The sequence below is a fragment of the Plantactinospora siamensis genome (genome assembly GCF_042434095.1).
GTDB lineage: Bacteria > Actinomycetota > Actinomycetes > Mycobacteriales > Micromonosporaceae > KBS50.
The window spans coordinates 356,410-383,104 of the sequence record NZ_JBHLUE010000011.1; the positions used below are offsets into that span (position 1 = coordinate 356,410).

Annotated in this window: 26 protein-coding genes and 1 pseudogene; 16 read left to right on the forward strand and 11 right to left on the reverse strand. The window is 74.5% G+C overall.

What is annotated here, in order from left to right; genetic code table 11:
• Together ACFFHU_RS14675 and ACFFHU_RS14680 are read right to left on the reverse strand one after the other, a co-directional pair.
• Entirely contained in the window at positions 1-462 is a 462-nt protein-coding gene (locus tag ACFFHU_RS14675; RefSeq protein WP_377339131.1) for an ATP-binding protein, read from the reverse strand.
• Between the two features lie 119 nt (positions 463-581).
• On the reverse strand, positions 582-1,169 hold the full coding sequence (locus tag ACFFHU_RS14680; protein WP_377339132.1) for a DUF5709 domain-containing protein: 588 nt from the start codon (positions 1,167-1,169) through the stop codon (positions 582-584).
• 253 nt (positions 1,170-1,422) lie between these two features.
• Here ACFFHU_RS14680 and ACFFHU_RS14685 point away from each other — a divergent pair, with 253 nt between their 5' ends.
• On the forward strand, positions 1,423-2,577 hold the full coding sequence (locus tag ACFFHU_RS14685; protein ID WP_377339134.1) for a SigB/SigF/SigG family RNA polymerase sigma factor: 1,155 nt from the start codon (positions 1,423-1,425) through the stop codon (positions 2,575-2,577).
• A gap of 50 nt (positions 2,578-2,627) precedes the next feature.
• Here the strand turns inward: ACFFHU_RS14685 and ACFFHU_RS14690 are convergent, their stop codons facing one another.
• Positions 2,628-3,362, reverse strand: coding sequence for an ATP-binding protein (locus ACFFHU_RS14690; RefSeq protein WP_377339136.1), 735 nt, complete (start codon positions 3,360-3,362; stop codon positions 2,628-2,630).
• A gap of 415 nt (positions 3,363-3,777) precedes the next feature.
• Here ACFFHU_RS14690 and ACFFHU_RS14695 point away from each other — a divergent pair, with 415 nt between their 5' ends.
• Complete coding sequence (locus tag ACFFHU_RS14695; RefSeq protein WP_377339778.1) at positions 3,778-5,028, forward strand: glycosyltransferase; 1,251 nt, start codon at positions 3,778-3,780, stop codon at positions 5,026-5,028.
• Between the two features lie 48 nt (positions 5,029-5,076).
• Here the strand turns inward: ACFFHU_RS14695 and ACFFHU_RS14700 are convergent, their stop codons facing one another.
• From ACFFHU_RS14700 to aroA, 4 genes are all read right to left on the reverse strand, one after another.
• Positions 5,077-5,967: a DMT family transporter gene (locus ACFFHU_RS14700; RefSeq protein WP_377339137.1), complete on the reverse strand. Its 891-nt coding sequence runs from the start codon at positions 5,965-5,967 to the stop codon at positions 5,077-5,079.
• A gap of 137 nt (positions 5,968-6,104) precedes the next feature.
• Complete coding sequence (hisN, locus tag ACFFHU_RS14705; protein ID WP_377339139.1) at positions 6,105-6,902, reverse strand: histidinol-phosphatase; 798 nt, start codon at positions 6,900-6,902, stop codon at positions 6,105-6,107.
• A gap of 154 nt (positions 6,903-7,056) precedes the next feature.
• Positions 7,057-7,980: a ribosome small subunit-dependent GTPase A gene (gene rsgA / locus ACFFHU_RS14710; RefSeq protein WP_377339142.1), complete on the reverse strand. Its 924-nt coding sequence runs from the start codon at positions 7,978-7,980 to the stop codon at positions 7,057-7,059.
• A gap of 141 nt (positions 7,981-8,121) precedes the next feature.
• Positions 8,122-9,423, reverse strand: a complete 1,302-nt coding sequence (aroA, locus tag ACFFHU_RS14715) for a 3-phosphoshikimate 1-carboxyvinyltransferase (RefSeq protein ID WP_377339144.1) — start codon at positions 9,421-9,423, stop codon at positions 8,122-8,124.
• A gap of 176 nt (positions 9,424-9,599) precedes the next feature.
• Here aroA and ACFFHU_RS14720 point away from each other — a divergent pair, with 176 nt between their 5' ends.
• The 5 genes from ACFFHU_RS14720 (at position 9,600) to rsrA (ending at position 13,065) form a co-directional block, all read left to right on the forward strand.
• A complete protein-coding gene (locus tag ACFFHU_RS14720; protein ID WP_377339146.1) occupies positions 9,600-10,322 on the forward strand; it encodes an SOS response-associated peptidase in 723 nt (240 codons plus the stop codon).
• A gap of 219 nt (positions 10,323-10,541) precedes the next feature.
• On the forward strand, positions 10,542-10,937 hold the full coding sequence (locus ACFFHU_RS14725) for a WhiB family transcriptional regulator (RefSeq protein ID WP_377339148.1): 396 nt from the start codon (positions 10,542-10,544) through the stop codon (positions 10,935-10,937).
• A gap of 65 nt (positions 10,938-11,002) precedes the next feature.
• Positions 11,003-11,617: an alpha/beta hydrolase family protein gene (locus tag ACFFHU_RS14730; protein ID WP_377339150.1), complete on the forward strand. Its 615-nt coding sequence runs from the start codon at positions 11,003-11,005 to the stop codon at positions 11,615-11,617.
• Positions 11,618-11,930: 313 nt separating this feature from the next.
• The gene (locus ACFFHU_RS14735) at positions 11,931-12,770 is read left to right on the forward strand and encodes a sigma-70 family RNA polymerase sigma factor (protein ID WP_377339780.1); all 840 of its coding nucleotides are present in this window, start codon (positions 11,931-11,933) and stop codon (positions 12,768-12,770) included.
• Between the two features lie 4 nt (positions 12,771-12,774).
• Positions 12,775-13,065 (forward strand): mycothiol system anti-sigma-R factor, encoded by a 291-nt coding sequence (gene rsrA / locus ACFFHU_RS14740; RefSeq protein WP_377339153.1) that lies wholly within the window; start codon positions 12,775-12,777, stop codon positions 13,063-13,065.
• 50 nt (positions 13,066-13,115) lie between these two features.
• On the opposite strand, the gene ACFFHU_RS14745 is transcribed toward rsrA, so the two are convergent.
• Positions 13,116-13,190, reverse strand: coding sequence for a 50S ribosomal protein bL37 (locus tag ACFFHU_RS14745; RefSeq protein WP_369752275.1), 75 nt, complete (start codon positions 13,188-13,190; stop codon positions 13,116-13,118).
• Positions 13,191-13,325: 135 nt separating this feature from the next.
• Here ACFFHU_RS14745 and ACFFHU_RS14750 point away from each other — a divergent pair, with 135 nt between their 5' ends.
• Entirely contained in the window at positions 13,326-13,541 is a 216-nt protein-coding gene (locus ACFFHU_RS14750) for a biotin/lipoyl-binding carrier protein (RefSeq protein WP_377339155.1), read from the forward strand.
• Complete coding sequence (locus ACFFHU_RS14755) at positions 13,538-14,065, forward strand: GNAT family N-acetyltransferase (protein ID WP_377339157.1); 528 nt, start codon at positions 13,538-13,540, stop codon at positions 14,063-14,065. Before ACFFHU_RS14750 ends, ACFFHU_RS14755 begins: the two co-directional genes overlap by 4 nt.
• 54 nt (positions 14,066-14,119) lie before the next feature.
• Here ACFFHU_RS14755 and ACFFHU_RS14760 read toward each other — a convergent pair whose 3' ends face one another.
• Positions 14,120-14,701, reverse strand: coding sequence for a TetR/AcrR family transcriptional regulator (locus tag ACFFHU_RS14760; RefSeq protein WP_377339160.1), 582 nt, complete (start codon positions 14,699-14,701; stop codon positions 14,120-14,122).
• 111 nt (positions 14,702-14,812) lie between these two features.
• On the opposite strand from ACFFHU_RS14760, the gene ACFFHU_RS14765 reads away from it, so the two are divergent.
• A complete protein-coding gene (locus ACFFHU_RS14765) occupies positions 14,813-16,411 on the forward strand; it encodes an MDR family MFS transporter (RefSeq protein WP_377339162.1) in 1,599 nt (532 codons plus the stop codon).
• 145 nt (positions 16,412-16,556) lie between these two features.
• Here ACFFHU_RS14765 and ACFFHU_RS14770 read toward each other — a convergent pair whose 3' ends face one another.
• On the reverse strand, positions 16,557-18,416 hold the full coding sequence (locus tag ACFFHU_RS14770; protein WP_377339164.1) for a tetratricopeptide repeat protein: 1,860 nt from the start codon (positions 18,414-18,416) through the stop codon (positions 16,557-16,559).
• 174 nt (positions 18,417-18,590) lie between these two features.
• Here ACFFHU_RS14770 and ACFFHU_RS14775 point away from each other — a divergent pair, with 174 nt between their 5' ends.
• Complete coding sequence (locus ACFFHU_RS14775) at positions 18,591-19,622, forward strand: SIS domain-containing protein (RefSeq protein ID WP_377339782.1); 1,032 nt, start codon at positions 18,591-18,593, stop codon at positions 19,620-19,622.
• A 29-nt stretch (positions 19,623-19,651) separates the two neighbouring features.
• Positions 19,652-21,178, forward strand: coding sequence for a histidine kinase N-terminal domain-containing protein (locus tag ACFFHU_RS14780; protein WP_377339166.1), 1,527 nt, complete (start codon positions 19,652-19,654; stop codon positions 21,176-21,178).
• Positions 21,179-21,244: 66 nt separating this feature from the next.
• On the opposite strand, the gene ACFFHU_RS14785 is transcribed toward ACFFHU_RS14780, so the two are convergent.
• Entirely contained in the window at positions 21,245-22,966 is a 1,722-nt protein-coding gene (locus ACFFHU_RS14785; protein WP_377339167.1) for a glycosyltransferase family 39 protein, read from the reverse strand.
• A 415-nt stretch (positions 22,967-23,381) separates the two neighbouring features.
• Between ACFFHU_RS14785 and ACFFHU_RS14790 the strand changes: the two genes are divergently transcribed.
• The 4 genes and pseudogenes from ACFFHU_RS14790 to ACFFHU_RS31700 all read left to right on the forward strand — a co-directional run.
• A complete protein-coding gene (locus ACFFHU_RS14790) occupies positions 23,382-25,100 on the forward strand; it encodes a nitrite/sulfite reductase (protein ID WP_377339169.1) in 1,719 nt (572 codons plus the stop codon).
• 82 nt (positions 25,101-25,182) lie between these two features.
• Positions 25,183-25,350, forward strand: a complete 168-nt coding sequence (locus ACFFHU_RS14795; RefSeq protein WP_377339171.1) for a hypothetical protein — start codon at positions 25,183-25,185, stop codon at positions 25,348-25,350.
• On the forward strand, positions 25,347-26,105 hold the full coding sequence (locus tag ACFFHU_RS14800; RefSeq protein WP_377339172.1) for a phosphoadenylyl-sulfate reductase: 759 nt from the start codon (positions 25,347-25,349) through the stop codon (positions 26,103-26,105). The genes ACFFHU_RS14795 and ACFFHU_RS14800 overlap by 4 nt, the downstream gene beginning before the upstream one ends.
• A 152-nt stretch (positions 26,106-26,257) precedes the next feature.
• A pseudogene (locus ACFFHU_RS31700) lies at positions 26,258-26,602 on the forward strand (sirohydrochlorin chelatase); the annotation flags it as partial.
• Between the last annotated feature and the right edge of the window lie 93 nt (positions 26,603-26,695).

Here is a 26,695-nt window from a genome sequence, read left to right on the forward strand (position 1 = left end):
CTATCGCCGGGGTGGCTGCCCCGGGGGCGGGTCGAGACTCGCGCTGATCCGGACCGTGGTGCCGAGGTCGGAGCTCTCCACGATCATCTCGTCGCTCAGCTGTTTGGCGAGCCACAGGCCCCAGCCACCGGCCGTGTCGGGCGCCGGGCGACGCCCGTCGCCCAGCCGCTCGGCGGAGATGCCCCGGCCGGTGTCCGACACCTCGCAGATCACCGCCGGACCCTCGCGCCACAGCCGGATAGAGCCCCGGCCGCCGCCGTGCCGCACCGCGTTGGTGATCAGCTCGTTCACCGCCAGCACGAAGTCCTCGAGCCGCGACCCGGTCAGCCCGGACTCGCCGGCGAACGAGGTGACCGTGTGGCGCAGGTCGGTCACCTCGGCCGGCCCGAAGGAATCGGAGAGCAGCAGCGAGGATTCGATGGGCAACACCGTACGCGGTCTTGGCGATTCGGCGTTGGTCATGGTCGGGTCTCCGCCAGCTAGGCTCCATCATTCGCGGCTTTTCCACCGTACGTCGCGAATGCGCCCGCCGTCGCCCCGGGGGCCTCCGGTCCGCGCCGGACGCCCCCGCGGCGGGCGGATCAGTGCGATTCGGGCGGTTCCGTCTCGTGCACGGCCCGTTCCTCGGCGCTGGCCCCGCCCCCGGCGGCGCCAGCGTCCCAGGCCACCGAGTCCGGTTCCACGTCCTCCCGGGTGCCGGCGCCCTGGTCCTGCTCGACCAGCCGGCCCACCGGGGCGCCGTCGTCCCCGCCGCCCAGGTGGCCGTGGTCGTAGAGCGACACCGGCGAGTTCGGGTCCGAGGTGGGGCCGTCGTTGATCACGTCGGCGTCCAGCTGGGCCTGCGCGGCGGCCTCCTCGCTGTCGGCCTCGGCCGCGATGCCCGGATCCACCGCCCCGGCCAGCGGATCGTTCACGTCCCGCTCGGAGCGCTCCCGGGCGAGCTTGTAGTTCACCGACTCGCCGTCCAGCTGCTCGTCGGCGGTGAGCCCGAAGTGATCGAGTTCCAGGGTCCCGTCCTCGCGGTCCGGGGGAAGCGGGGCCGGATCCGGTCCGTCCGCCTCGCGCCCGGTCGCGACGTCGTCGTTCGCGCTGGAATCGTCATCCGCGGTGTCGGGCAGGCCGTCGGCCTCCGGGTCCGAAAGCGGGGTGGGGTAGTCGTCGTCGCGCATGCCCGCTGATCTACCCACTGACCTGGACGGGTAACCGAACGACCGGTTGCGTCGATTCATGCATCGGATCACCGGGCCGGTCCGGCGATTGTCGCCCGGCCGTTCGGGCAGTATGGTCGGGGAGAGAGCTGATCGCGCCGACCTCAACCTGGGCGCTCCGACGTTCCCAGGTGCTCAAGACGCGGGCATCAAGCAGCACACTCGACGACAGGCCGTGACCGGCGACGGTGCGCGGCGTGAAGGAGTCTGCGCGATGATCCGCCATCCCACCGCAGTGACAGCAACTCCCGGGACCCCCGGGGACCAGGCAAACCTCGACCTGCTCGCCGCGAATTACGCCGCGGAGGTCATCGGCCTGCCCGAGGGCTCAGCTGAGCGGATCGCGTACCGGAACCGGCTGGTGGGTGCGGCGCTGCCGTTCGCCACCCGGCTGGCCCGCCGCTATGCCGGCCGCGGGGAGCCGCTGGACGACCTGGAGCAGGTCGCCCGGCTCGCCCTGGTGAAGTCCGCCGACCGGTACGACCCGGAACGCGGGCCGTTCACCGGCTTCGCGGCCGTCACCATCGCCGGCGAGTTGCGCCGGCACTTCCGCGACCGCACCTGGGGCGTGCACGTGCCGCGGCGCATGCAGGAACTCAGCATGCAAGTGGTGCGGGCCGACAACGACCTCACCGCCGAGCTGCGCCGGAAGCCGACCGTTCCGGAGATCGCGCACCGCACCGGGCACACCGCCGCGGAGATCGCGACGGCCCGCGAGACCGCGGCCGCATACTCGGCGCTCTCGCTGAACGCGCCCCGGCACGACGAGCCCGGCAGCGAGCTCGGGGACGAGATCAGCGGCCAGGACACGGGCATGGAGTCGGTCGAGGACCGGCTCACCGTGAGCGCGCTGCTGTGCCGGTTGCCGGCCCGGGAGCGGCAGATCCTCGCCATGCGGTTCTATGGCAACCGGACCCAGCAGGAGATCGCGCAGGAGATCGGCATCTCCCAGATGCACGTCTCCCGGCTGCTCTCCCGGGCGCTGACCTGGCTCCGCCAGGCCATGCTGAGCGACACGCCGGAACCCTGGCACGGCGGTGGCCCGACGCCGGACGACAACCGGCTGCTCATCCAGCACTACCGGGCCGGGCAGGTGCTGCGGCTCGAGATCGCCGGGGAGATCGACCGGGACACCGCCGGACAGCTCCGCGACGCCCTGCTGGACGCGCTGCGGCAGCCCGTACAGCAGGTGGAGCTGGCGGTCCGGCGGGTGCCCTTCATCGACGCGGCGGGCCTGTCCACGCTGCTGTTCGGGCACGAGGCCGGGCGCGGCGCGGGGGTGCGGCTGCGGGTCACCGGCGTCCAGCCGTACGTGGAGCGGGCGCTGCGGACCGCGGCCATGGGCTTCCTGCTCGACGCCGCGGCGTAGGAGCACCGGCAACGTACGGACGTCGGGCGGCGCGCACGCGTCGTCCGGCGTCAGTTGGTGTGGGCCTCGTCCTCGGGATACAGCGCGGCCCACACCACCTTGCCGTCGGCCAGTTCGCTGGCGCCCCAGCGCCGGGCCACCGTGTCGATCAGCAGCAGCCCCCGACCGCCGGCGGAGGTGGTCGGGGCCAGCCCGGAGAAGACCGCCGGCGCCAGCGACCAGTCGCGCACGGCGACGTGCAGCGCGCCGTCCCGGAGCCCGAGCCGGACCGTCATCGGGGTCTGCGCGTGCACCACCACGTTGTTGACCATCTCGGTGATCGCGATGCAGGCCGAACCGGCCAGTTCCGGCACGTCCCACCGGCCGCATCCGTCGGTCACCAGCTGCCGGGCCCGCCGGGCGGCGCCGACCGCCGGCTCCAACCGGGCGTTCAGCCGGGGCCCGGCCGTCGCGTCCAGACGCCGGTACGCCTCGTCCAGGCTGTCCGAGACCGGTACGTCCCCGTCGCGCCACTCGGCGGGTGAGCCGGCCGGCGCGTAGATCAGCAGTTCGCCGACGGGCCAGTCGACGGCCGCCCGGGAAACCTCCGGGAACACCGCCAGCCCCGCCGGATCGGCCACCGCAAGGTCGGAGACGTCGACGATCACGGTCCCCGCCTGATCGGCGAGACAGGTGAGCAGCGAGACGCGGAGCCGGTCGACGGTGGGCCCGTCCAGCGTTCCGACGAGTCGGAGCACCGGATAGGGCTCGGTCGTTGCCAGGAGACAACGGACGTCGGTGGGCATGATCGCCCCATTGTGCACGCTCACCCGCCGGCTCGCACCAGCCGGATCAGGGATGGCCACGAGTTCCTCCGGGCACTGGACGGGTCGCGGCCGTTCCCGCCGGCCGGCACGGATGTCGCTCGCCGGTGGGCGGCACGCGGTTCGCGTGATCTGCTCTCACGCCGGTGTGGTACCCCCGCCTACCGGGCCTCATGCGAGGCTGCGCTCACCCGATCGCGGCCGCGGCGCTGGTCACGTCCGCGATCATGGTCCAGGTCGTGGCGCCCGGCGCCGGCCCCCGGAAAGGCGCCGATGAGCAGCGGCGACAGTTGGCGCGGATTAGGCCGGACGCTCAGGTTTGGTACCCGAAAACCGGGATAATGGGACCCTCTGACCGTGGGTCGGTCCGACCCGCGCGAAGGTTAGGGAGGTGCCGATGCGCGTTGGCCTGGTCTGTGCCCAATCCGGTCCAGCGGACGCCCGGGGTGACTCGTCGGGCCCGGCTCAGCACGTCGCGCGGGTCGCGGCCGAACTGGCACTTCGCGGTCACGAGGTACGGATCTACGAACGGCGCGACGATACGGGCGCGCCGGACCTCGTCGATCAGGACGGCTACCGGGTGGAGCGCGTTCCGGTCGGTCCGGCCGGACCGGTGCCGAGCGGCGAGCTGGTTCGACACGTACCGGCCTTCGGGCAGTGGCTCAGCGAGCGCTGGACCGGCGACTGGCAACCGGACATCGTGCACGGGCACTTCTGGCTGGGTGGCCTGGTCGCGGCCAGCGCCGTCCGGCAGACCGAGATCCCGATCATCCAGACCTTCCACAGCCTCGGCGTCGAGCAGTTGCGGCACCTCGGCCCGGCCTACCCCGGGCCCGGCGAGCGGATCCCGCTGGAGCGTGCCCTCACCCGGGCCGTCGACCTGGCGGTCGCCCAGTCCAGCGAGGAGGTCGACGAGCTGACCCGGATGGGGCTGCAGCGCACGGCCGTGGCGGTGGTGCCGAGCGGGGTGGACACCGAACGCTTCCATCCGGACGGCGAGGCGGTTCCGCGGGACCGCCGGTCCCGCATCCTCGCCGTGGGCGGGCTGGGCCCGGGACACGGGCACGACGATCTGATCCGGGCGCTGCGCCTGATCGGCGACGCCGAGCTGGTGATCGCCGGGGGACCGCCGGCCGACCGGCTGTCCGAGCACGCCGAGGCGCGCCGGCTGCGCGAGTTCGCCGAGAGCACGGGCGTCGGCGAGCAGGTGAAGCTGGTGGGCGCCGTCCCGTACGGGCAGATGCCGGCCTGGTACCGCTCGGCCGACGTGGTGGCCTGCACTCCGCGGTACTCGCCGGTGGGCCGGATCCCGCTGGAGGCCATGGCCTGCGGCGTACCGGTGGTCGGCTACTCGCTGGGCGGCGTGGCCGACACGGTGGTCGACGACGTCACGGGCCGGCTGGTGCAGCCCGGCGACGTGCGGGGCCTCGGCGTGACGCTGCGCCGGATGCTGGCCGACGACGCCCAGCGGTTCGCGTTCGGGCACGCGGCCGTGGACCGGGTGCGCTGCAGCTACACCTGGGAGCGCACCGTCGGGACGCTGGAGCGGCTCTACGAGCGGGTCGTGCGCCGCCGCCGGCCGGCCGAGGTCGAGCCCACGGTGGCCGAGGTGGAGCTGGAACCGGTCGAGGAGCCCGTGACGGCCTGAGAGCCGGTACGAACCGTCCGCCCGCGTCCCCGCCGGGGCGCGGGCGGATCAGCTGTGCTTCGTGGCCGCCGCTGCCGCTGCCGCCGCGCGCCGGGCGCGCTCGGCATGCTGGTGCTGCGGCTCGGCGTACCGGGTGAGCCCGATGACGGCCACCAGGGTGATCAGGAAACCGATCCCGGCCAGCCACTCCAGCCCGGGCCAGATGCGGTCACCGAGCAGCAGCAGGCCGACGATCGCGGCCGGCACCGCACCGGCCGCGTCCATCGCGGCCACCGCTGCGGTGGTCGACCCGCGCTGCATGGCCAGCCCGAGCAGCAGCTGCCCGACCACCGAGTGCGCGATCAGCAGATACAGCAGCGGGTCGCTGAGGAAGACGCTGACCGTCTGCACCGAGGCCAGCGGCCGGGCCGCGACGGCGGCGGCCGAGAAGGACATCCCGGCCAGCGAGCCGAGCACCACCGAGCCGAGCGCGCCGCGCAGGCGTACCGCGAAGAAGCCGCCGGCGGCCACCAGGCCGACCGCGCCGACCAGCGCGACCAGCGCGGCGACCCCGAGCTGCCGCGCCGGGGCCGGCTCGGCGGACACGACGAGCGCGGCGATCCCGCCGAACAGCAGCACCAGCAGGCCCACCTCGGCGCGCGGCAGCCGCCACTTCAGCAGCAGCACCCCGAGCAGCGCGGTGACCCCCAGGCCCGCGGCCACGCTGGCCTGGACCAGGAACAGCGGGAGCTCGCGCCGGGCCAGGAAGGCGAGCGTGAAGCCGATGAACTGGCAGAGCAGGCCTACCAGGTACGTCCGGTGCCCCGCGAGCCGGAGCAGCAGACCCGGGTCGAAGGTGTGGTGCACGGTCGTCCGGGCCGCGGCGACCGACTGCAGCAGGTTGGCCACCCCGTAGCTGACGATCATCGCAGCCAGGAAGAACCATCCGGTGGACACCACCCGGCGAGGATAGTGGGTGGCCGGGTGAGCGGCGCGGCTGCCTCGCGAACGCCGAGCGCGCCGGCCCGGCCGCGCACCGGCTTGCGGGCGCGGCGGCCCGGCGTCTCACCGGCTTGCGGGCGCGCCGGCCCGGCGTCTCACCGGCTTCCGGGTGTGCCCAGCCGGTCGAGCAGGCCGGCGTGCAGCGGGCCGTTGGTGGCCAGCGCGCTGCCGCCGGCCGGCCCGGGCCGGCCGGCCAGGTCGGTGAAGGTCCCGCCGGCCTCGGTGACGATCGGGATCAGCGCGGCCAGGTCCCACAGCGACAGCTCGGGCTCGGCCATGGCGTCGACGGCGCCCTCCGCCACCAGCATGTACCCGTAGAAGTCGCCGTACGCGCGGCTGCGCCAGCATTCCCGGATCACGTCGAGCATGGCGTCCAACCGGCCCGCCTGCTCCCAGCCGGGCAGCGACGAGTAGCAGAAGCTCGCGTCGGCCAGCCGGCGTACCCCGGACACCGAGATCGCGGTGGCCGCGGCCTGGTGCCGGCCCGCGTACGCCCCATGGCCGGTGGCGGCCCACCAGCGCCGCCCGAGCGCCGGCGCCGACACCAGGCCCACCACCGGCCGGTCGCCGTCCATCAGCGCGATGAGGGTGGCCCAGATCGGCACCCCGCGGACGAAGTTCTTCGTGCCGTCGATCGGGTCGATGACCCACTGCCGGTCGCCGTTGCCGCCCTGGGTCCCGAACTCCTCGCCGAGGACGCCGTCCCGGGGCCGGCTGCGGGACAGGGTGGCCCGGAGGGCGCGCTCCACCGCGGTGTCCGCGTCGCTCACCGGGGTCAGGTCGGGCTTCGACTCGACCCGCAGGTCCAGGGCGCGGAACCGGGACATCGAGATCGTGTCCGCGGTGTCGGCCAGAACGTGGGCCAGGGCCAGGTCGTCGGCATAGCGGGCCATGGCGGAAAGGTAGCCGACCCCGGGGGCGCCGGCCGGCGGCAGGTCCGCGAATCGCCGCCGGGCCGCCGTCTGGGCCTTCCCACCGACGCTCCGGGCCGGCTCGCCGTCCGCTGCGGCCAGGGCGGCCCCGGGGTGCCGGCGGCGGTCCGGCTCGCTAGTCCGGATCGCCGGCCCGGGAGGCCAGGAGCCGGCGGTACGACGCCAGGCGGCGTGGGTCGGCATGTCCGGCCGCCACCCAGGCGTCCAGCGTGCACTCCGGCTCGGCGGGCGTGTGCTCGCAGTTGGGCGGGCAGTCCAGCGTGCCCGGCACCAGATCCGGGAAGCCGTGGAGCAGGCTCTCCGCGCTCACGTGCGCGAGCCCGAAGCTGCGTACGCCCGGCGTGTCGACGATCCAGCCGGGCCGCCCCTCGTCGCCGGAGCCCGGTGGCAGCCGCAGGGCCACCGCGCTGGTCGAGGTGTGCCGGCCGCGGCCGATGGCGCTCACCGTGCCCACCGCCCGGTCGGCGGCCGGCACCAACCGGTTGACCAGGGTCGACTTGCCCACCCCGGAGTGGCCCACCAGCACCGACACCCGGCCGGCCAGCCGGGAGCGCACCTCGGCCAGGTCGGAGTCCGGCCGGACCAGCACGTACGGCAGGTCCAGCTCGGTGTAGTACTGCAGCACCGCGTCCGGGCCGGCCAGGTCGGCCTTGGTGAGGCAGAGCAGCGGGGCGATGTCCGCGTCGTACGCCGCCACCAGGCACCGGTCGATGAAACCGGTCCGCGGCGGCGGGTCGGCCAGCGAGCTGACGATCACGAGCTGGTCGGCGTTGGCCACCACCACCCGTTCGATCCGACCCTCGGCCGTGGTCTCGTCGTCGTCGGCCGTGCGCCGCAGCACCGAGCGGCGCTCGGCGATCCGGACGATCCGGGCCAACGCTCCGGGCGCGCCCGAGACGTCGCCCACCAGCCACACCCGATCGCCCACCACCACCGAGTGGCGGCCCAGCTCCCGGGCCCGCATGGCGGTGACCATCCGCTCCGGCTCGCCGCCGGAGTCGATCACGCAGGTGTAGCGGCCCCGGTCCACGGCCACCACGAAGCCGTCGACCGCGTCCGAGTGCCGGGGTCGGGTGCGGGTGCGCGGGCGCGACGACCGGCCGGGCCGGACCCGTACGTCATCCTCGTCGTACTCCCGCCGCCTGCCTGCCAGAGCCGTCCCCCTCGTGCCGCCGGGCGGTCAGCTCTTGCCGGCCACCATCGCTGACCATAGTGCCGGGAACTCGGGCATGGTCTTCGAGGTACACGCGACGTCGTCGAGCTCGATCCCCGGGACCACCAACCCGATCAGCGAGGCGGCGTGCGCCAGCCGGTGGTCGTCGTACGTCCGGAAGAGGCCGCCGCGCATCGGCCGGGGGCGGATCTCCAGCCCGTCGGGCGACTCGGTGACGTCGGCGCCCAGCGCGGTGAGCTCGCGGGCCAGCGCGGCCAACCGGTCCGTCTCGTGGCCGCGGATGTGCGCGACCCCGTGCAGCCGGGACGGCGAGTCGGCCAGGGCGGCCAGCGCCGCGAGCGCGGGGGTGAGCTCGCTGACGTCGGAGAGGTCGGCGTCCAAGCCGTGCAGCCGACCGCCGCCGCGCACGGTGAGGCCGTCGGCCCCGAGCGCCACCTCGCCGCCCATCTGCCCGAGCAGGGAGCGCAGCCGGTCCACCGGCTGGGCGCTGCTGCGCGGCCAGTCCCGCAGGGTCACCTCGCCCTGGGTGATCAGCGCGGCGGCGAAGAAGGGCACGGCGCCGGAGAGGTCGGGTTCGATGTCCCAGCCCCGGCCGGAGAGCCGGCCCGGCTCGACCGCCCAGATGTCCGGGGTGCTGTCGTCCACGCCGGCGCCGGCGGCCCGCAGCATCTGCACGGTCATCCGCAGGTGCGGCGCGGAGGGCACCGGCCGGCCCACGTGCCGCACCACCACGCCCCGGTCGAACCCGGCGGCCGCCAGGAGCAACCCGGAGACGAGCTGGCTGGACGCGGAGGCGTCGATGATCACCTCTCCGCCGGTCACCCGCCCGGTGCCGTGCACGGTGAGCGGCAGGCCGTCGCCGGGCGCGGCCTCGATCCGGACGCCGAGGGCGCGCAGCGCGCCCACCAGCGGACCGAGCGGGCGCAGCCGGGCCTGCGGGTCGCCGTCGAAGGTCACCGTGCCACTGGCCAGCCCGGCCAGCGGCGGCAGGAAGCGCATCACGGTGCCGGCCAGGCCCACGTCGACGTGCGCCGGGCCCTGCAACTCCCGCGGCCGGACCAGCCAGCGCTCGTCGTCGACCACCGAGACGTGTGCCCCCATCGCGCGCAGCCCGGCCGCCATCAGCTCGGTGTCGCGCGCCCGCAGCGGCCGGCGCAGCGTGGACGGCCCGCTCGCGCAGGCGCTCAGCACCAGGGCGCGGGCCGTCATCGACTTCGAGCCGGGCAGCCGGAGCGTGGCCTCGACCGGGCCGGTGGCGGTCGGGGCGGTCCACGGCTGGGGCGGGCGGGTCGCCGTCAGGTTGGGCACGGATACATTCTGCCGGTTTCCCCGGACGAAATGTGATCGTGCGGGGACCGCTCCCGGTTGGCGGGACATCCGGCGCTTTCCCCGCCGCCCGGGGTCGCGGGTCCGCGCCGACCGTGCCGGCGATGCGGCCGGCGCAGGGGCGGCGGGAGGGGGTCCGGCGGTCTAGCGTGGGCGGCATGTGCGGGAGGTACGCGACGACCCGGGGCGCGGCCGAGCTCGGCGCGCTGTTCGAGGCCGACGACGACACCGGCGGGCTGGCGCCCGACTACAACGTGGCGCCCACCGACCCGGTGCCGGTGGTCCGGCTCTCGTCCACCGGTGAGCGGCGGCTGGCCACCGCGCGGTGGGGGCTCGTGCCGCATTGGGCGCCGGATCCGGGCGGCGCGGCCAGGATGATCAACGCCCGGGCCGAGACGGTCGCCACCAGCCGGGCGTTCGCCCGCTCGTTCGCCGGCCGCCGGTGCCTGATCCCCGCCGACGGCTGGTACGAGTGGGTCCGGCGCGACGGGGGCAAGCAGCCGTACTTCATGACCCCGCACGACGGCTCGGTGCTGGCCTTCGCGGGGCTCTGGTCGGTGTGGTCCGGCCCGCCCGGCTCCGCTTCGGCCCCGCTGCTCACCTGCTCGATCATCACCCGGCCGGCGATCGGCGAGCTGGCCGGGGTGCACGACCGGATGCCGCTGGTCCTGCCCGCGGCCCGGTGGCCGGCCTGGCTGGCCGGCGGGGGCGAGCCGGAGACCCTGCTGGCCGCCCCGGACCCGGCCACCGTGGCCGGCATCGAGATCCGCCCGGTGGGTCGCGCGGTGGGCGACGTCCGCAACGACGGACCCGGGCTCGTCGCCCGGATTCCGGTCCCCGAGGAGCACCGGGAGGCGCCCGTCCGGCTGACGCTCTTCTGACCGGCCCGAGCCGGCATCCTTCGGCTACCGAGCGTGAGCAGCCTGCGGCATTTGCCACAGGTTGTGCTCTTCGTCCGCTCGATCTTTCAGCCAGGATTTCCCGAGGACCCTTGTCTGTCCCCGTCTGGGTGCGATACAACACAGCGCCGGCAGTCGATGTCAGTTCGCACCGGGCGAGCGACGCCAGCAAGGTGCCGGTCCCACGGGGGAGGTGGGTTGATGACACGGGCGCGTATGCCCCGCCCGCATGAGGTGGACGCCGCGCGACGGGATCCGAGGCTGCTCAGAGCCCTGCGGGAACGGCAGGCCGACGACGCCTGGCGGATCCGCGGCGCCTGCCAGAGCGTAGACCCGGAAACGTTCTTTCCGGCGCCCAACGAACCGGCCGACGCGGCCGTGGCGCTCTGCCGCACCTGCGACGTGCAGGGTGCGTGCCTGGCCTGGGCGCTGGAGGTGGGGGACTGTCACGGCGTCTGGGGCGGCACGACGCCGCGCGAACGGCGGGCCATGCTGCTCGCCTGGCGCGGCCAGGTGGAGCCCGATCCGGACGCGGTCGACGAGGCCGGCCCGCCGGTGCGGGACCGCCTGCTGACCCTGGTGCCGCTCGGCCGGTAATCCGCCGCCGGCGGCGCCGGCAAAGTTGTCCGGTGCGCCGCCGGCGGCGCCGGCACAATCTGAGGGTGCGGCACACCGAACCATTTCCCACGCCGGTCGGCCCGGCCGCGGTCGATCACGACGTACCGGTCGGTCCACCGGTCAGCCTGCTGGTCCTCGGGCACGGGGCCGGCGGGACCGTCGAGGCGCCGGACCTCACCGCCGTGGCGGCCGCGGCGATCCGGGCCGGCGTCCTGGTGGCCAGGGTGACCCAGCCGTACCGAGTGGCCGGCCGGCGCGCGCCCGCGCCCGCCGGCCAGCTCGACGCGGCGTGGACCGCAGTGGTTCGGGCGCTGACCGAGCGGGTGGGTGCCGGCGTACCGCTGGTGGTCGGCGGCCGGTCCAGCGGCGCCCGGGTGGCGTGCCGGACTGCGCGCGCGGTGGGCGCCGCCGGCGTGCTGGCGCTGGCGTTCCCGTCCCACCCGCCGGGCCGGCCCGACCGGTCCCGGGAGGACGAGCTCGACAGCGGACTGTCGACGTTGGTGATCAACGGGGACCGGGATCCGTTCGGGGTGCCGGCCCCGCGCCCGGGGGTGGTGGTCCGGATCCGGGCCGGCGAGCGACACGATCTGCGTGCCGATCCCGCCGCCACGGCGGAGCTGGCGCTCGGCTGGCTGCGCGAGCACGGCTGGGCGCGGTGAACCGGGCCGCTTGCGGCGGCTGGGCCGCTTGCGTCGGCCGGCCCGCTTGCGGCGGCCGGGCTGCTTGCGGCGCGCCGGAGACCCCGTTTCCGGCCTCCGGAGCGGTCGTTGCACCCTCTGGCGGCGGCCGTCACATTCGGCGCCGTCGCCGCCCTCCCAGGCCCTTCCTGGTCCCAGCGGCGGCACCGTGCCACCGCTGGGGCCAGGGATGTGGGCCGGTCGACGGAATGTCCGGGCGGTCGGATCGCGTTGTCACTCGCGGAAGGTCTTCTCGAGCGAGGGAGTCGATCCGGTGTCAACCGGAACACGGAACATGGAGCGCGGCGGTGCCGGGGCAGCGCTGGGCGCCGGTGGCGAGCGGCCCGGAGGTGAGCGGGTGCGGCGGCTGCTGACCGGCCCGGAGTGGCCGACCTCATCGGCGGTCGGCGCCGGCCCCGGCGCAGCCATCGGAACCGAATCTGCCAATGGCGGTTTACGCGTATCCTCGGCGGGACAGTCGACTCTGCGGAAGTCGGCTGGAGAGCGAGGAGACGTTCGGTTGACACGACCGGAAAAGACGGACGAGCGTCGGGCGCGCTTCGAGCGTGACGCGCTGCCCTTCGTCGATCAGCTCTACGCGGCCGGACTGCGGATGACCCGCAACCCGGCCGACGCGGAGGACCTGGTCCAGGAGACCTATCTGAAGGCGTTCGCCGCCTTCCACCAGTTCGAGCAGGGCACCAACCTCAAGGCGTGGCTCTACCGCATCCTCACCAACACCTACATCAACTCCTACCGCAAGCGGCAGCGGCAACCGGTGCAGGCGCCGACCGAGGAGATCACCGACTGGCAGCTGGCCGAGGCGGAGTCGCACACCTCCAGCGGCCTGCGGTCGGCCGAGACGGAGGCCCTCGACCGGCTCCCGGACAGCGACGTGAAGGCGGCGCTGCAGCAGTTGCCGGAGGAGTTCCGGCTCGCGGTCTACCTCACCGACGTGGAGGGCTTCTCCTACAAGGAGGTGGCCGAGATCATGGGTACGCCGATCGGCACGGTCATGTCCCGGCTGCACCGCGGCCGCCGGAACCTGCGCAAGCTGCTCGAACAGTACGCTTCCGAACGAGGGTTCAGCGCCGCCTCCGCCAATCGGGCCGCCGCGGCCAGCCGGGAGGTGTGAGCGGATGAGCAGCGAGAAGCCGCAGCACGAGCACGGGGACTGCCGCGAGGTGCTTGCCGAGGTCTACCTCTACCTCGACCTCGAGTGCGCCGACGAGCGCCGGGTGCAGATCCGCGCGCACCTGGACGGTTGTTCGCCGTGCCTGCGTGAGTACGGCATCGAGCGGGAGGTCAAGGCGCTGGTCGCGCGGTGCTGCGGCAACGAGAAGGCGCCGGTCGAGCTGCGCGAGCGGCTGCGGGTGCGGTTGGCCGAGCTGGTCGTCGAGACCGAGGCCCGGGAATACCTGCCCGAGTGAGCCCGCCCGGTCCGGCTATCGCGTGGACAGCCGGCCGGGTGCCGGACCCATCAGGAGTTCGGCCGCTTGCCGTGGTTGGCCGAGCTCTTCTTGCGGGCCTTCTTCTTGCGCGCCTTCTTGGCCATGGGTCTGCCCCTTTCCGCTACCGGAGGTGATGACCCGCCGATGGTAGTCGGGCCTGGTCGGCCGTCGCAGCGGACCGTCGCATGATTGGATACCGTTCGCAGACACTCGGGAGAGACGAGGGAGGGCCGCATCACATGGCCGACGAGATCCGCGCCGAGATGGTGGCGAACGTGTGGAAGGTCGTCGCCTCGGCGGGCGACTCCGTTTCCGAGGGCGACACGCTGGTCATCCTCGAGTCCATGAAGATGGAGATCCCCGTGCTGGCCGAGTCCGACGGCGTCGTGGCGCAGTTGGCCGTCAACGAGGGCGACGTGGTCCAGGATGGTGACCTGATCGCCGTCATCGAGTGACCGTGCTGGTCCGGGCCGCCGTTCCGGGCGACTTCGCGGAGATCGCCCGGGTGAGCGTGGCGGCCTACGAGGCGGACGGGCAGCTGCCCGGCAAGCACGGCTACGAACGGAAGCTCACCGACGTACCGGCACGGGCCGCGGCCGGCGAGCTGCTGGTGGCCGTCGACGCGGCCGGGTCGGTGCTCGGCTCGGTCACCTTCGTGCTGCCCGGCTCCCCGTACGCTCAGCTGGCCGGCCCGGGCGAGGCGGAGTTCCGGATGCTCGCGGTCGATCCGGCCGCCCAGGGCCGCGGCGCCGGCGCCGCGCTGGTGACCGCCTGCCTGGACCGGGCCGCGGCCGCCGGCTGCGCCGGGGTGGTGATCTGCGTACGCAGCTTCTCGGCGCCGGCCCAGCGGCTGTACGCGCGGTTCGGGTTCACCCGGCTGCCCGACCGGGACTGGTCGCCCGCGCCCGACGTCGACCTGCTGGCCCTGCGCCTGGCCCTGCCGGTGGCGGCCCGCCAGCCGTCGTCGATCATGGAGTGATGATGGGCGGCGCCACCACGCCGCCACGATCGAAGCGCGACCGGGCCGCCGCCGTCAGCCGGGGGTGGTTCCGTCGGCGGCGTTGCGGTCGAGCAGCTCGAACGCGACGTCCAGGGCCACCCGGCGGCGTTGCTCCTCACCGATGTCCGGGCCGCGCACGGCGAACCAGCTGCTGTGTACGGCGAAGAGCGCCAGGACGGCCCGGACCCGGTTGGTGGGCGACTCGTCGTCGCCGGCCAGGATGTCGGCCAGTTGCATCATCCGGTCCCGCAGCATCTGCCCGGCCGTCAGGCTCTTGAGCACGGTCTGGTTCTGCTCGAAGAAGCGCATCACCCGGTAGCTGTGCCCGCCGAAGATCTCGTCGGCGTACTCCTCGATCAACCGGCGCCGGCCGGCGGCGTCCCGCGGCTGCTCCTGGGCCCGCGCCACCATCTTGTCCAGCCGCTCGATCCGGTCCGAGACGAAGCTGTTGACGATGTCGTCCTTGCTCTTGAAGTGGTAGTAGAGCGCCGCCTTGGTCACCCCGAGCCGCTCGGCGATCTCGCGCAGCGAGGTCTTCTCGTACCCCTGCTCGGTGAAGAGCTCGAGCGCCACGGCCTGGATGCGGGCCCGGGTGCCGCCTGTGCTCTCGCTCACTGAAACCGCCTAATCGGGTTGACCGTTACCCGCCGCCAACTTACCGTGCGGCTAGTAAGCTTACTAGCCGGCCGGCAAGTAAGACGAATGGTAGCTGGGGGGAACGTACCGATGACCGACACCGCACAAGCCACGGCGGTGCGTCCGAACATCCGGGTCGTGCTCGGTGGTCTCATGATCGCGATGATGCTCGCGATGCTCGACAACATGATCGTCAGCACCGCGCTGCCCCGGATCGTGGGCGAGTTCGGTGGGCTCAACCACTTCACCTGGGTGGTCACCGCGTACGTGCTCGGGACCACGGTCTCCACGCCGATCTGGGGAAAGCTGGGCGACCTGTACGGGCGCAAGGCCGTCTTCCTCACCTCGATCGTGATCTTCCTGGTCGGGTCGGCCCTGTGCGGGATGTCCGGCTCCTCGATGTTCGGCGGACCGGGCGACGGCATGGTGCAGCTGATCGCGTTCCGTGCCGTGCAGGGGCTCGGCGCCGGCGGCCTGATGGTCGGGGTCATGGCCATCATCGGTGACCTCGTCCCGCCCCGCGAGCGGGGACGCTACCAGGGCCTGATCGCCGGGATCATGGCCGTGGCCATGGTGGCCGGCCCGCTGATCGGCGGCTTCATCACCGACCACCTGTCCTGGCGGTGGGCGTTCTACGTCAACCTGCCGCTCGGCGGCGTGGCCCTGCTGGTCCTGGCCACCACCATGCACCTGCCGCGGTACCGCACCGAGCACAAGATCGACTGGCTGGGCGCGGCCCTGCTCTCGGTCGGCATCACCTCGATCGTGCTGATCACGACCTGGGGCGGCAACCAGTACGCCTGGGGCTCGGCGCAGATCATCGGCCTCGGCGCGCTGGCGCTGGTCAGCCTGGTGGCGTTCGGCCTGGTCGAGCGGCGGGTTCCGGAGCCCATCCTGCCGTTGGGGCTGTTCGCCAACCGCAACTTCGCGTTGATCTCGGCGGTCGGCTTCCTGCTCGGCTTCTCCATGTTCGGCGCCATGAACTTCCTGCCGCTGTTCCAGCAGACCGTGCAGGGCGCGTCGGCCACCAACAGCGGCCTGCTGCTGCTTCCGCTGATGTTCGGCATGCTCGTGGTGTCGATCGTGGTTGGTCGGGTGATCACCAAGACCGGTCGCTACCGGGCCTTCCCGATCATCGGCGGCGTGGTGATGACGGCCGGCATGGGGCTGCTCACCCTGCTCGACGCGCACACCGGCCGCGCCCAGCTGGCGGCGTACATGGTGGTGCTGGGCGTCGGCATGGGCTTCCTCATGCAGACCTCGATGCTCATCGCCCAGAACAGCGTCGAGCAGCGGGACCTGGGCGCGGCGAGCGGCGCCGCCACCTTCTTCCGATCCATCGGCGGATCCTTCGGCATCTCGCTGTTCGGCGCCATCTTCACGAGCCGGCTCGCCGCCTCCAGCGCGGGCCCGTTCCTGGGTCAGGCCTCGGGCGGTGGCGCCGGCGGCGCCGGCATGAACCCGGCGGACCTCAAGAAGTTGGCCGGCCCGGTCCGGGAAGCGGTGCTCGGCGGGCTCGCCGACTCCATCGCCGGCGTGTTCGGCTGGGCCGTGCTGTTCACGATCGCGGTGCCGGTGTTGGCCTGGTTCATCAAGGAGATCCCGCTGCGCGGCGCCGCCGACCGCGCCCCGGCCGGCTCGCCCGAGGAGCAGGCCGAGACCGCGCTGGCCGAGTCGCCGGTGGCCTGAGGCCGGCCCATCGCCGCGACCCGGTGCGCCGGCCGGCCGCCGGGTCCCGGTGCGCCGGCCGGCCGCCGCGTCCCGGCGCGCCGGTCGGCCGGCGTTAAGAAGGGCCCCTTCCTATACAAAAAGCGATAAGAAGGGGCCCTTCCTTTCACCTCCGGAGCAGGCGGCGCCAGAGGCGGGCCAGCCAGCCTGGCTCGCGTAGGCGGTGCATGCCGAGCAGCTCCCTCGTCAGCACCAGCACCGTCGGATCGACGTCCGGGGCGGCCAGCAGCAGCCAGGCCAGCGAGTTGAGGATCGACACCGGGCGGGTGCGGGCCGCGGCCATGGCGTCGGCCAGCCGCTCGGTGCCCGTCCGGGCCACCTCGGGGCGTACCGACGGATCCACCCAGGCGTACGTGATCAGGGCGAACAGGGCCGCCTCGGTCACCCAGTCCTCGACGCCCCAGAGCAGGTCGAGCAGCACCCGCCGGCGGGTGGACGCCGGCCACGGCTCGTCGGTGCGGTGATGGAGCAGGCCGAGGCAGGCCCAGACCTGGACGGACCGCACCCAGAGGGTGGGGTCGTGCTCGAGCAGCGAACGGCCCAGCTCGTCGTCCGGCGGCGCGGGCGGATGGACCAGCAGCGCGAGCAGGTCGTCCAGCTCCACCGTGGCCAGCGCCACGGCGCTGTCGTACGCGTCCGGTGGGTGCCGCCAGCCGGGCCGGGCGAGCTGCCGGATCCGCTCCGCGGCGGCCGCGGACGGCGGCGGCAGCGCGGGCGTCGCGGTGGTGCCGTCGTACCGCCAGAGCGGCCGCTCGACGGCCCGGCGCGGCAACCGCGGGTCCGGGTCCGGCACCTTCTCGATGTCCAGCCGCAGCCCGGGCGCGGCGGCGGCCACCGCCCGCAGCGCGCTCGGCGGCTCCAGGCCGCTGAGCCGCACCCGACCCCGGGCGACCAGCCCGGAGGAGTCCCGGCCGTGCCCGTCGGCCAGCATCCGGCGCAGCACCCCGGCCACCGCCTCCTGGGCGGCCGGCAGCCGGCCCAGCCAGGGCTCGCCGGAACAGCACTCGGCCAGGTCGCCGTGCTCGTGCGAGTCGTCCGGATGCTCGCGCTGGAAGTCGGCCAGCCCGACGAGGTGCCGCACCTCGCCGTCCCGCCGGTACCGCAGCCGGTGCGCGGTGTGCACCGCGCAGTCGAACGTCGGGTCGCGTTCGAGGGCCCGGTCGGTCCAGCGCAGCGCCTCGTCCAGCCGGCCGTTGTCGGCCAGCGTGCCGGCGATGTCGGCGTACACGGAGAGGTCGTCGGGGTCGTACGCGACCGCCCGGTAGAGCGCGTCCAGCGCCGCGTCGATCCGTCCGGCGCTGCGGTGGGCGTACCCGAGCCAGACCTCGCCGAGCTTCGACGGCGCGGCCCGGACGCCGGCGCCGGCCCAGTGCACGGCGAGCGGGATCTCGTCGAGCCGGCGGGCCAGCGCCGACGCCGCGCCGAGCAGCAGCGCCGCCCGCGGGTGCCGGGCGATCGCCCGCTCCGCCAGCCGGAGGTACGGGCGCAGCGCGGCCCGGCCGGGTTGCGGCGCCGGATCGGGGATGCCGGCGCAGATCCGCATCAGCAGCCGGGCCAGTCGGTCCGGGTCGACCTGTTCGGCCAGCGCGGGGGCGGCCACCCAGGGCACGCCGGCCCAGTCCACCGCCGGAGCGTGGTCGGTGGCGATGGCCAGCAGCTCCAGCCCCTCGGCGGGCCGGCCCGCGGCCGCCAGCAGGTGGGCGCGGGCCACGATCGTGCCGACGAACGGATGCTGGCGCAGCGGGAACAGGTCTAGGCCGCCGCCCGTCCGCGCCGCGAGCTGGGCGAGCACCTCGTGCGCCTCGGGCAGGGTCGGTGCGTGCGCCAGCGCGCCGGCGACGTGCCCGGCGGCGTGCTGGAGGTCGCCGTCGGCCAGGGCCGTCCGGGCCAGTTCCAGCTCGCCCGCGGCCGAGCGCCGGGGGTCGTCCATTCCCTCGGGCACGACGTGCGAATCTCCGATCCTCATGCTGCCTGGGCTGGGTGGGCAGCCTAGGCCATCGAGGCGCGCGGCGGGGATCCGTGCGCATTTGTGAGTGCTCGATTGCGATCCGCCGCCTAAAAGTGCAAGAATGCTCAGCAATCGCGCGGGGAACGCGCAGTGGGTGCTGTGGAGGCGGCGATGACCCGACCGGGATCCGGGATGGCGGCGGACCTCGCCGAACAGCCGGCGGGCTACGCCCGGCTGCTCGAACCGGACCGGGCGGACGCGATCGCCCGGGTGGCCCGGGCCATCGCCGAGCGGCGGCCGCGGCACGTGGTGTACGCGGCCCGTGGCACCTCGGACCACGCCGCCCTCTACGCGGCCTATCTCACCGAGATCCGGCTCTCGCTGCCCGCCGGCCTGGCCTCGCCGAGCACCATGACGCTGTTCGGCGCCCGGCCCGATCTGTCGGACGCGCTCGTGGTCGGGGTCAGCCAGAGCGGCGGCTCGGCCGACCTGGCCGAGGTGCTCCGGGTGGCCCGCGGCGCCGGGGCGCTCACCCTCGCGGTGACCAACGCGCCCGACTCGCCGCTCGCCGGCCTCGCCGAGCTGTCCGTCGACATCGCGGCCGGGCACGAGCGCGCGGTGGCGGCCACCAAGACCTACACGGCCGAGCTGCTCGCCCTGCTGATGCTCGTCGAGGGCGTCCGCGCCGGCGACGGGCGGCTCCCGGCGGCCGAGCGCGCCGCCCTCGCCGAGCTGCCCGAGCTGGCCGAGCGGGTGCTCGCCGATCCGGCCGCCGGAGCGCTGGCCCCGCGCTACCGGTTCGCCGGCCAGCTCGTCACCACCGGCCGGGGCTACGCGTACCCCACCGCGCGCGAGGCCGCGCTCAAGCTCATGGAGACTTCGTACCTGCCGGCCCTGGCCTTCTCCGGCGCCGACCTGCTGCACGGTCCGCTGGCGATGACCGACCCGGACGTACCGGTGCTGGCGCTGGTGGGGTCGGGACCCGGCGGCGACGCCATGCGGGCCGTGCTGCCGCGGCTGGCCGAGCGGGGCGCGGACGTGGTCACCATCGGCTCGGCCGAGGTGCCCGGCGCGGTCCGGATCGCGGTGCCGGAGGTGGACGAGCGGTATGCGCCGCTGCTGGACATCCTGCCGCTGCAGCGGCTCGCCCTGGCCCTGGCCCTGGCCCGGGGCGAGGACCCCGACGCGCCGCGCGGGCTCAACAAGGTCACCAGCACCCACTGACCGGCGGCCGGACGTGGCACCCTTGCCTCGTGTCCACCCTGCGAGACCTGGCCGAGGAGCACACCGCGCTGCGCCCCGGCGACATCGACCACCTGCACCGGGTCGCCGGCGACTGGCAGTTGCTGTCCGACCTGTCCTTCGCGGACCTGCTGCTGTGGGTGCCGGTGGACCGGGAGGGCTCCTTCCTCTGCGTGGCGCAGGTCCGGCCCACCACCGCGCCCACGGCGTACCAGGACGACCAGGTGGGCCGGATCGTCGGCGGCCCCGAGGTGGCGCACCTGGACATCGCGTACTCCCAGGGCCGGATCTGGCGGGAGGGCGACCCGGTCTGGTACGGCGACACCCCGGCCCGGCACGAGGCCATCCCGGTGCGGCTGCGCACCGCGGAGGGTGAGGCCGGCGAGGTGATCGCGGTGGTCGGCCGGGACACCAACCTGTCCACCGCGCGCACCCCCAGCCAGCTCGAGCTCAACTACCTGACCACGGCCGACGACCTCGCCCAGATGCTCGCCGACGGCACCTTCCCGCCGGCCCGGCACCCCGGCGAGACCACCTCGGCCCCCCGGGTGGGCGACGGCCTCATCCGATTGGACGCCACCGGCAAGGTCACCTATGCGAGCCCGAACGCCCAGTCGGCGTACCGCCGGCTCGGCTTCGCCTCGCACCTCATCGGCGAGGACCTGGCCACCCTGAACGGCCGGCTCGCGGCGGATCCGCTGGACGGCACCGAGGCGGCCAACTCGGTGCTGGCCGCGCTGCGCGGCGAGGCGCCGGCCCGCCGGGAGGTCGAGGCCCGCGGCGCCACCGTGCTGACCCGGGCGTTGCCGCTGATGCCCGCCGGGGTGCCGATCGGCGCGCTGGTCCTGGTCCGCGACATGACCGAGGTACGCCGTCGGGACCGCGCCCTGATGACGAAGGACGCGACGATCCGGGAGATCCACCACCGGGTCAAGAACAACCTCCAGACGGTGGCCGCGCTGCTGCGCCTGCAGGCCCGCCGGGTGGACAGCCCGGACGCGCGGGCCGCGCTCGAGGAGTCGGTACGCCGGGTCGCCTCGATCGCGCTGGTGCACGAGACGCTCTCGATGTCGAGCGACGAGGCGGTGGAGTTCGACGGGATCCTGGACCGGGTGGCCGTGGCCGCGGCCGAGGTGGCGGCCACCGATTTCGCGGTCCGGATGCGCCGGCAGGGCTCCTTCGGGGTGCTGCCGGCCGAGCTGGCCACCTCGCTCGTGATGGTGCTGAACGAGCTGCTGCTCAACGCCGTCGAGCACGGGTTCCCGGCCGACGGTCCGGCGCCGGCCGGCGAGCCGCCGGCCGAGGTGGTGGTGTCGGCGCACCGGTTCCGCAAGCAGCTGCACGTGTCGGTGGCGGACAACGGCCGCGGGCTGCCGCCCGGCTTCGACCGGGAACGCAGCGGCCGGCTGGGCCTGCAGATCGTCCGGGCGCTGGCCACCGGCGAGCTGCGCGGCACCATCGAGCTGCGCAACCGGTCCGGCGGGGGCACCGAGGCCATCGTCGTGGTGCCGCTGCACCGGCCGAAGCGAGCCGGCTGAGCCGCTCGTCGGGGCGCCCGGGCCGTCCGTCCGACGGGCCGGCGCGGCCCGGGGACGAGACCGGGGTCAGCGCCGGACGTACAGGGTGATCGTGAGGTCGGGCACCGTCCACCGGCTGTTCAGGGCGTAGCCGGTCCGCAGCGCGGCCGCCTTGGCCGCCGGCATGGTGGTGAACGGGTCGATCTTCTCGCCGATGCTCACCACCCAGACCCGGTTGGTGCCGGCCAGACATCCGACCGGATCGCGGCACTCGCTGGCCCACAGCGTCCCCCGCTGCCGCGCGGTCCGGTTGACCAGGACGTCCCGCGGCGCGCGGTCGCGGAGGTAGTAGGACATGGCGATGTCCAGGAACGACCAGTCGGAGCGGTTCGGAAAGATGATGCCGTCGCCCGGCAGCTCGTGCTCCTCGACGATCCGGGCCGCGGCCGAGTACGACCGGGGCGCCGAGCGTGGCCACTCGTGGGTCTTCCGGAACCCGAGCTGGGAGTTCGCGCTGACGAAGGCAAGCACCGAGACGATCGCGAGGATGGCCGCCGGCCGTACCCGTTCCAGGTTGGTGGCGGCGAGCAGGGCCAGCAGCGGCGCGGCGAAGATGAGGTAGCGGGCCACGAACAGCGGCTCGTGCTGGCCGGCCTCGTAGAGCAGCACGACCGGGCCGAGCGCCGCCATTCCCAACACGGCGCCCCAGCGGCCGCGCAGCGCCCAGCCCACCGCGGCCAGGCCGACCACGAACCCGCCGGCGGTCGGGTTGCCGAAGAGGCCGCCGGGCAGGTCGGGCAGCAGCTCGATCTTGGCCAGCGGCACCCAGTTGAGCTGCGTGCCCTGCTGGTGGCGGCCCAGCCACACCAGCGGAAACACGCCGACCCCGACCGCCACGACGGCGGTGAGCCAGCGCCACAGGGGCCGGCGGTCGCTGGTTACCCGGGACGCGGTCAGCACCGCCACCGCGTGTCCGACGAGCACCATGAGCATCAGCAGGTTCGCCAGGCCGAGCCCGTAGAGCGCGAGACCGTAGCCGAGGAAGCGCCGGCGGGTGGGCCGGTCCAGTGCCCGGACCAGCAGGAGGGTGGAGGCCACCGAGAACAGGGCCGCGAACGCGTACCCGCGGGCCTCCTGGGCGTACCGGGAGGTGGCCGGCAGGACCGCGAAGAGCAGCCCGGCGGCCACCCCCACCCGCACGCCGAACAGCCGGCGGCCGAGGACGGCCAGCAGCCCGGCGGTGCCGACCATGGCGATCAGCGACGGCAGCCGCATGGCGGTCGGGGAGTCCCCGGCGATCCGGATCCAGGCCCACATGAACAGGTAGTACGGCGAGGTGACGGCGTCGACGTGGTGAGCCATCCGCAGCACCTGGTAAAAGGGCCGGGTGGCCGCGCTCCAGGTGGCCATCTCGTCCCGCCACGGCTCGGCCCGGCCGATCCCCACGGCCGTCACGGCCAGGGTGGCCAGGGCCGGCCACAGCCAGTAGAGCCGGCGCGCCCAGTCCAGCGCCGCGCGTACCGCCGGCCCGCCGGCCGCCGCGCCCGCGGCCGGCGGCCCGGATACCGGCGTGCCCGGCGGCGTGCCGGCGTCGCCGCCGTCGGCGGCCGGGTCGGCGTCAATGGCGGCGTCGGAGTCGATGCCCCGGGGGCCGGCGCCGGCGTCAGCGGCGGAACCGGCGTCAGTGGGGGCGCCGGCGCGGCCGGCAGCCGAGCCGGGAGGGGCGCCGGGCGCGGGGTCGGCCGGACCGGCCGGACCGGCCTCCGGGTCCTCGCCCCGGCCACCGGTGAGCGTGGTCCTCGACCGCATCCCGACCGTCCCTTCCCCCGTCGCCACCCGCGACCTCGTAGCCTTCGACGCCTAGCTCACCACACGCCTCGCGGCGGCGCGGGCCGCCCGGCACATCCGCCGCCACCCGTTGGACCGACCGGCAGGTGAGACCGTGCCCACGCTTGGCTGGCCGCCGGTCGGTCGGGTGTGGCAGCATGAGGTCATGACCGCTGCCGTCGAGCGCCGACTCGTGGCCCGCCGCCACGTAGATTACGGGCGCGTCCGCAGCGCGATCTGTCCGGCCCTCTGACGCTCCGGACCCATTCCGTTCCGGGCATACCACGCCGGCACGCGGACATCGACGTTCTCCGGCTCCACCCTCCCGGGTGAGCCGGTCGCCGCCCTGGTCACGCCCGCCGATCCGTATCGCGGACAGCCAACGGAGGACACTGCGATGGCCGACAGCACCCCGGCACGACCCGCTCCGCGCCCGGCCGGCGCCGCCCGGCGCCCCGGCCGAGCCCGCGGCGAGGGGCAGTGGGCGCTCGGGCACCGGGAACCGCTCAACGCCAACGAGCGGATCAAGAAGGACGACGACCCGCTCAACGTGCGGGCCCGGATCGAGCAGCTTTACGCGCACCGTGGCTTCGGCTCCATCGACCCGGCCGACCTGCGGGGGCGGTTCCGGTGGTGGGGTCTCTACACCCAGCGGCGGGCCGGCATCGACGGCGGCCGCACGGCGGTGCTGGAGCCGCACGAGCTCGAGGACGAATACTTCATGCTCCGGGTCCGGGTGGACGGCGGCCAGCTCAGCCTGGCCCAGCTGCGGACCGTCGCGGAGATCTCCGAGCGGTACGCCCGGAACACCGCCGACATCACCGATCGGCAGAACATCCAGCTGCACTGGGTACGCATCGAGGACGTACCGGAGATCTGGCGGCGGCTGGAGGCCGTCGGGCTGCAGACCACCGAGGCGTGCGGGGACTCGCCCCGGGTGGTGCTGGGCAGCCCGGTGGCCGGCGTGGCGGAGGCCGAACTGGTGGACCCGACGCCGGCGCTGGATGAGATCGTCCGGCGCCACATCGGCAGCCCGGAGTTCTCCAACCTGCCCCGCAAGTTCAAGTCCTCGATCTCCTGGCTGGCGGACACCCCGTACGAGGTCAACGACATCGCGTTCCTCGGCGTCGAGCACCCGGAGCACGGGCCGGGCTTCGACCTGTGGGTGGGCGGCGGCCTGAGCACCAACCCGATGCTGGCGCAGCGGCTGGGGGCGTGGGTGCCGCTGGCCGAGGTGCCGGACGTCTGGGCCGGGGTGATCGGGATCTTCCGCGACTACGGCTACCGTCGGCTGCGCAACCGGGCCCGGCTGAAGTACCTGGTGGCGGACTGGGGCGTCGAGCGGTTCCGGGACGTGCTCGAGAAGGAATACCTGGGCCGCACCCTGCTGGACGGTCCGCCGCCCGAGCTGCCGGCCAAGCCGGTCGACCACATCGGCGTGCACCCGCAGCGGGACGGCCTCCGCTACGTTGGCGCCGCGCCCGTGGTGGGCCGGACCTCCGGCTCCCAGCTCGCCGAGCTGGCCGACGTGGCGGCCACCGCCGGCAGCGACCGGGTGCGGCTGACGCCGTACCAGAAGCTGCTGGTGCTCGACGTGCCGGCGGACCGGGTCGACGCCCTGGTCGCGGACCTTGGGCGGATCGGTCTGGCGGCCGAGCCGTCCGCGTGGCGGCGGGACACCATGGCCTGCACCGGCATCGAGTTCTGCAAGCTGGCGATCGTCGAGACGAAGGCGCGCGGCGCGGAGCTGGTGGCCCGGCTGGAGGAGCGGCTGGGCCGCGCCGAGCTGGGGGACGCGGAGATCTCGATCCACCTGAACGGGTGCCCGAACGCGTGCGCCCGCACCCAGACCGCGGACATCGGGCTCAAGGGCCAGATCGTGGTCGGACCGGACGGCCGGCAGGTCGAGGGGTTCCAGGTACACCTCGGCGGCGGTCTGGGCATGGCCAGCGGGCGGGCGGCCGGGTTCGGCCGCAAGCCGCGGGGCCTGAAGGTCACCGCCGAGGAGCTTCCGGAGTACGTCGAGCGGCTGACCCGCCGGTACCTGGCCGGTCGGGCGGCCGACGAGCCGTTCGCCCGCTGGGCCACCCGGGTCGACGAGGAGGAGTTGCGATGAGCGAGCGCAGCGAATTGAGCGCGCAGCACCGGCTGGGGCGCGGCGGGCGGGGAATCATCAGGCTCTGTGGGGTGGGGCTGTCATGAGCGGGCAGGGTGAGGGTCGAGCCGTCCCGTTCTACTGCCCGTACTGCGGCGAGGAGGACCTGCGGCCGCACGCCGACACGCACGGGGCCTGGGAGTGCCGGGCCTGCGCCCGGGTGTTCACGGTCCGCTTCACCGGCCTGCTGGCGCGGGAGGTGGAGTCGTGACCGGCCCGGTGTCGGCGGCCGGCCTCAACCTGGTCCGCCTCGGCGCCGAGCCGGAGCCCGGCCGGCGCGACCCGGAGGAGCTGCGCGAGCTGGCCGAGCGGGCTGGGCGGGACCTCGCCGAGGCGCCGGCCGAACGGATCGCCGAGTGGGCCGCCACGACGTTCGGGGAGCGGTTCTGCGTGACCAGCTCGATGGCGGACGCCGTGCTGGCCCATCTGGTGTCCCGGGTGGCGCCCGGGGTCGACGTGGTGTTCCTGGACACCGGGCTGCACTTCCCGGAGACGCTCCGGGTCCGCGACACGGTGGCGCGGACGATGCCGGTCAAGGTGCGGTCCATCCGCCCCCGCCGCACGGTGGGCCAGCAGGACGGCGACCACGGCCCCCGGCTGTTCAACCGGGCGCCGGACGAGTGCTGCGCGCTGCGCAAGGTGGAGCCGCTGGAGCGGGCCCTGGCCGACTACGACGCCTGGGCCGCCGGGCTGCGCCGGGACGAGTCACCGACCCGGGCCAACACCCCGGTGGTGGGCTTCGACGCGCGGCGGCGCAAGGTCAAGGTCAACCCCATCGCGGCCTGGAGCCAGGCCGACGTCGACCGCTACATCTCCCGGTGGAACGTGCCGGTCAACGAGCTGTTCCGGCAGGGCTACTCGTCGATCGGCTGCTGGCCGTGCACCCGCCGTACCTCGGCCGGGGAGGACCCGCGGGCCGGCCGGTGGGCGATGTTCGACAAGACCGAGTGCGGCCTGCACGCGTGACGGTCGCCTGGCCGCCGGCCGGCGGCATTCGCGAACTGTCGCCGGCCGGGGGCGCCCGGGAGCTGTCGCCGGCCGGGGGCGCCCGGGAGCTGTCGCCGCCCGGCGCCCGCGAGTTGCAGCCGGCCGGCGGCGCCCGGGAGTTGCAGCCGATCGTGCTGGTCGCGCACGGCAGTCGGGACCCGCGTGCGGCCGGCGCCACCGAGGCGCTGGCCGCGGCCGTCCGGGCGGCGCGCCCGGGCACCCCGGTGCGGACGAGCTACCTCGACCACGCCGGCCCGCGGCCGGGCCCGGTGCTGCGGGCCCTGCAGGCGGGCGGGCACGACCGGGCCACGGTGGTGCCGGTGCTGCTCACGGCCGCGTACCACCGCCGGGTCGACATCCCGGCGGCCGTGGCCGAGGCTCGGGCCGCCGGCCTGCGGATGCCGGTACGCGTCGCCGACGTGCTCGGTCCGCTCGGCGGCCCCGTGGACCCGCTGCTGGTGGCGGCGCTGCTGCGACGGCTGGCCGAGTCCGGTGGAGCCGGAGCTGACGCCGTGTCCGGAGCTGACGCCGTGTCCGGCGTTGGCGTCGTGCCCGGCGTTGGCGTCGTG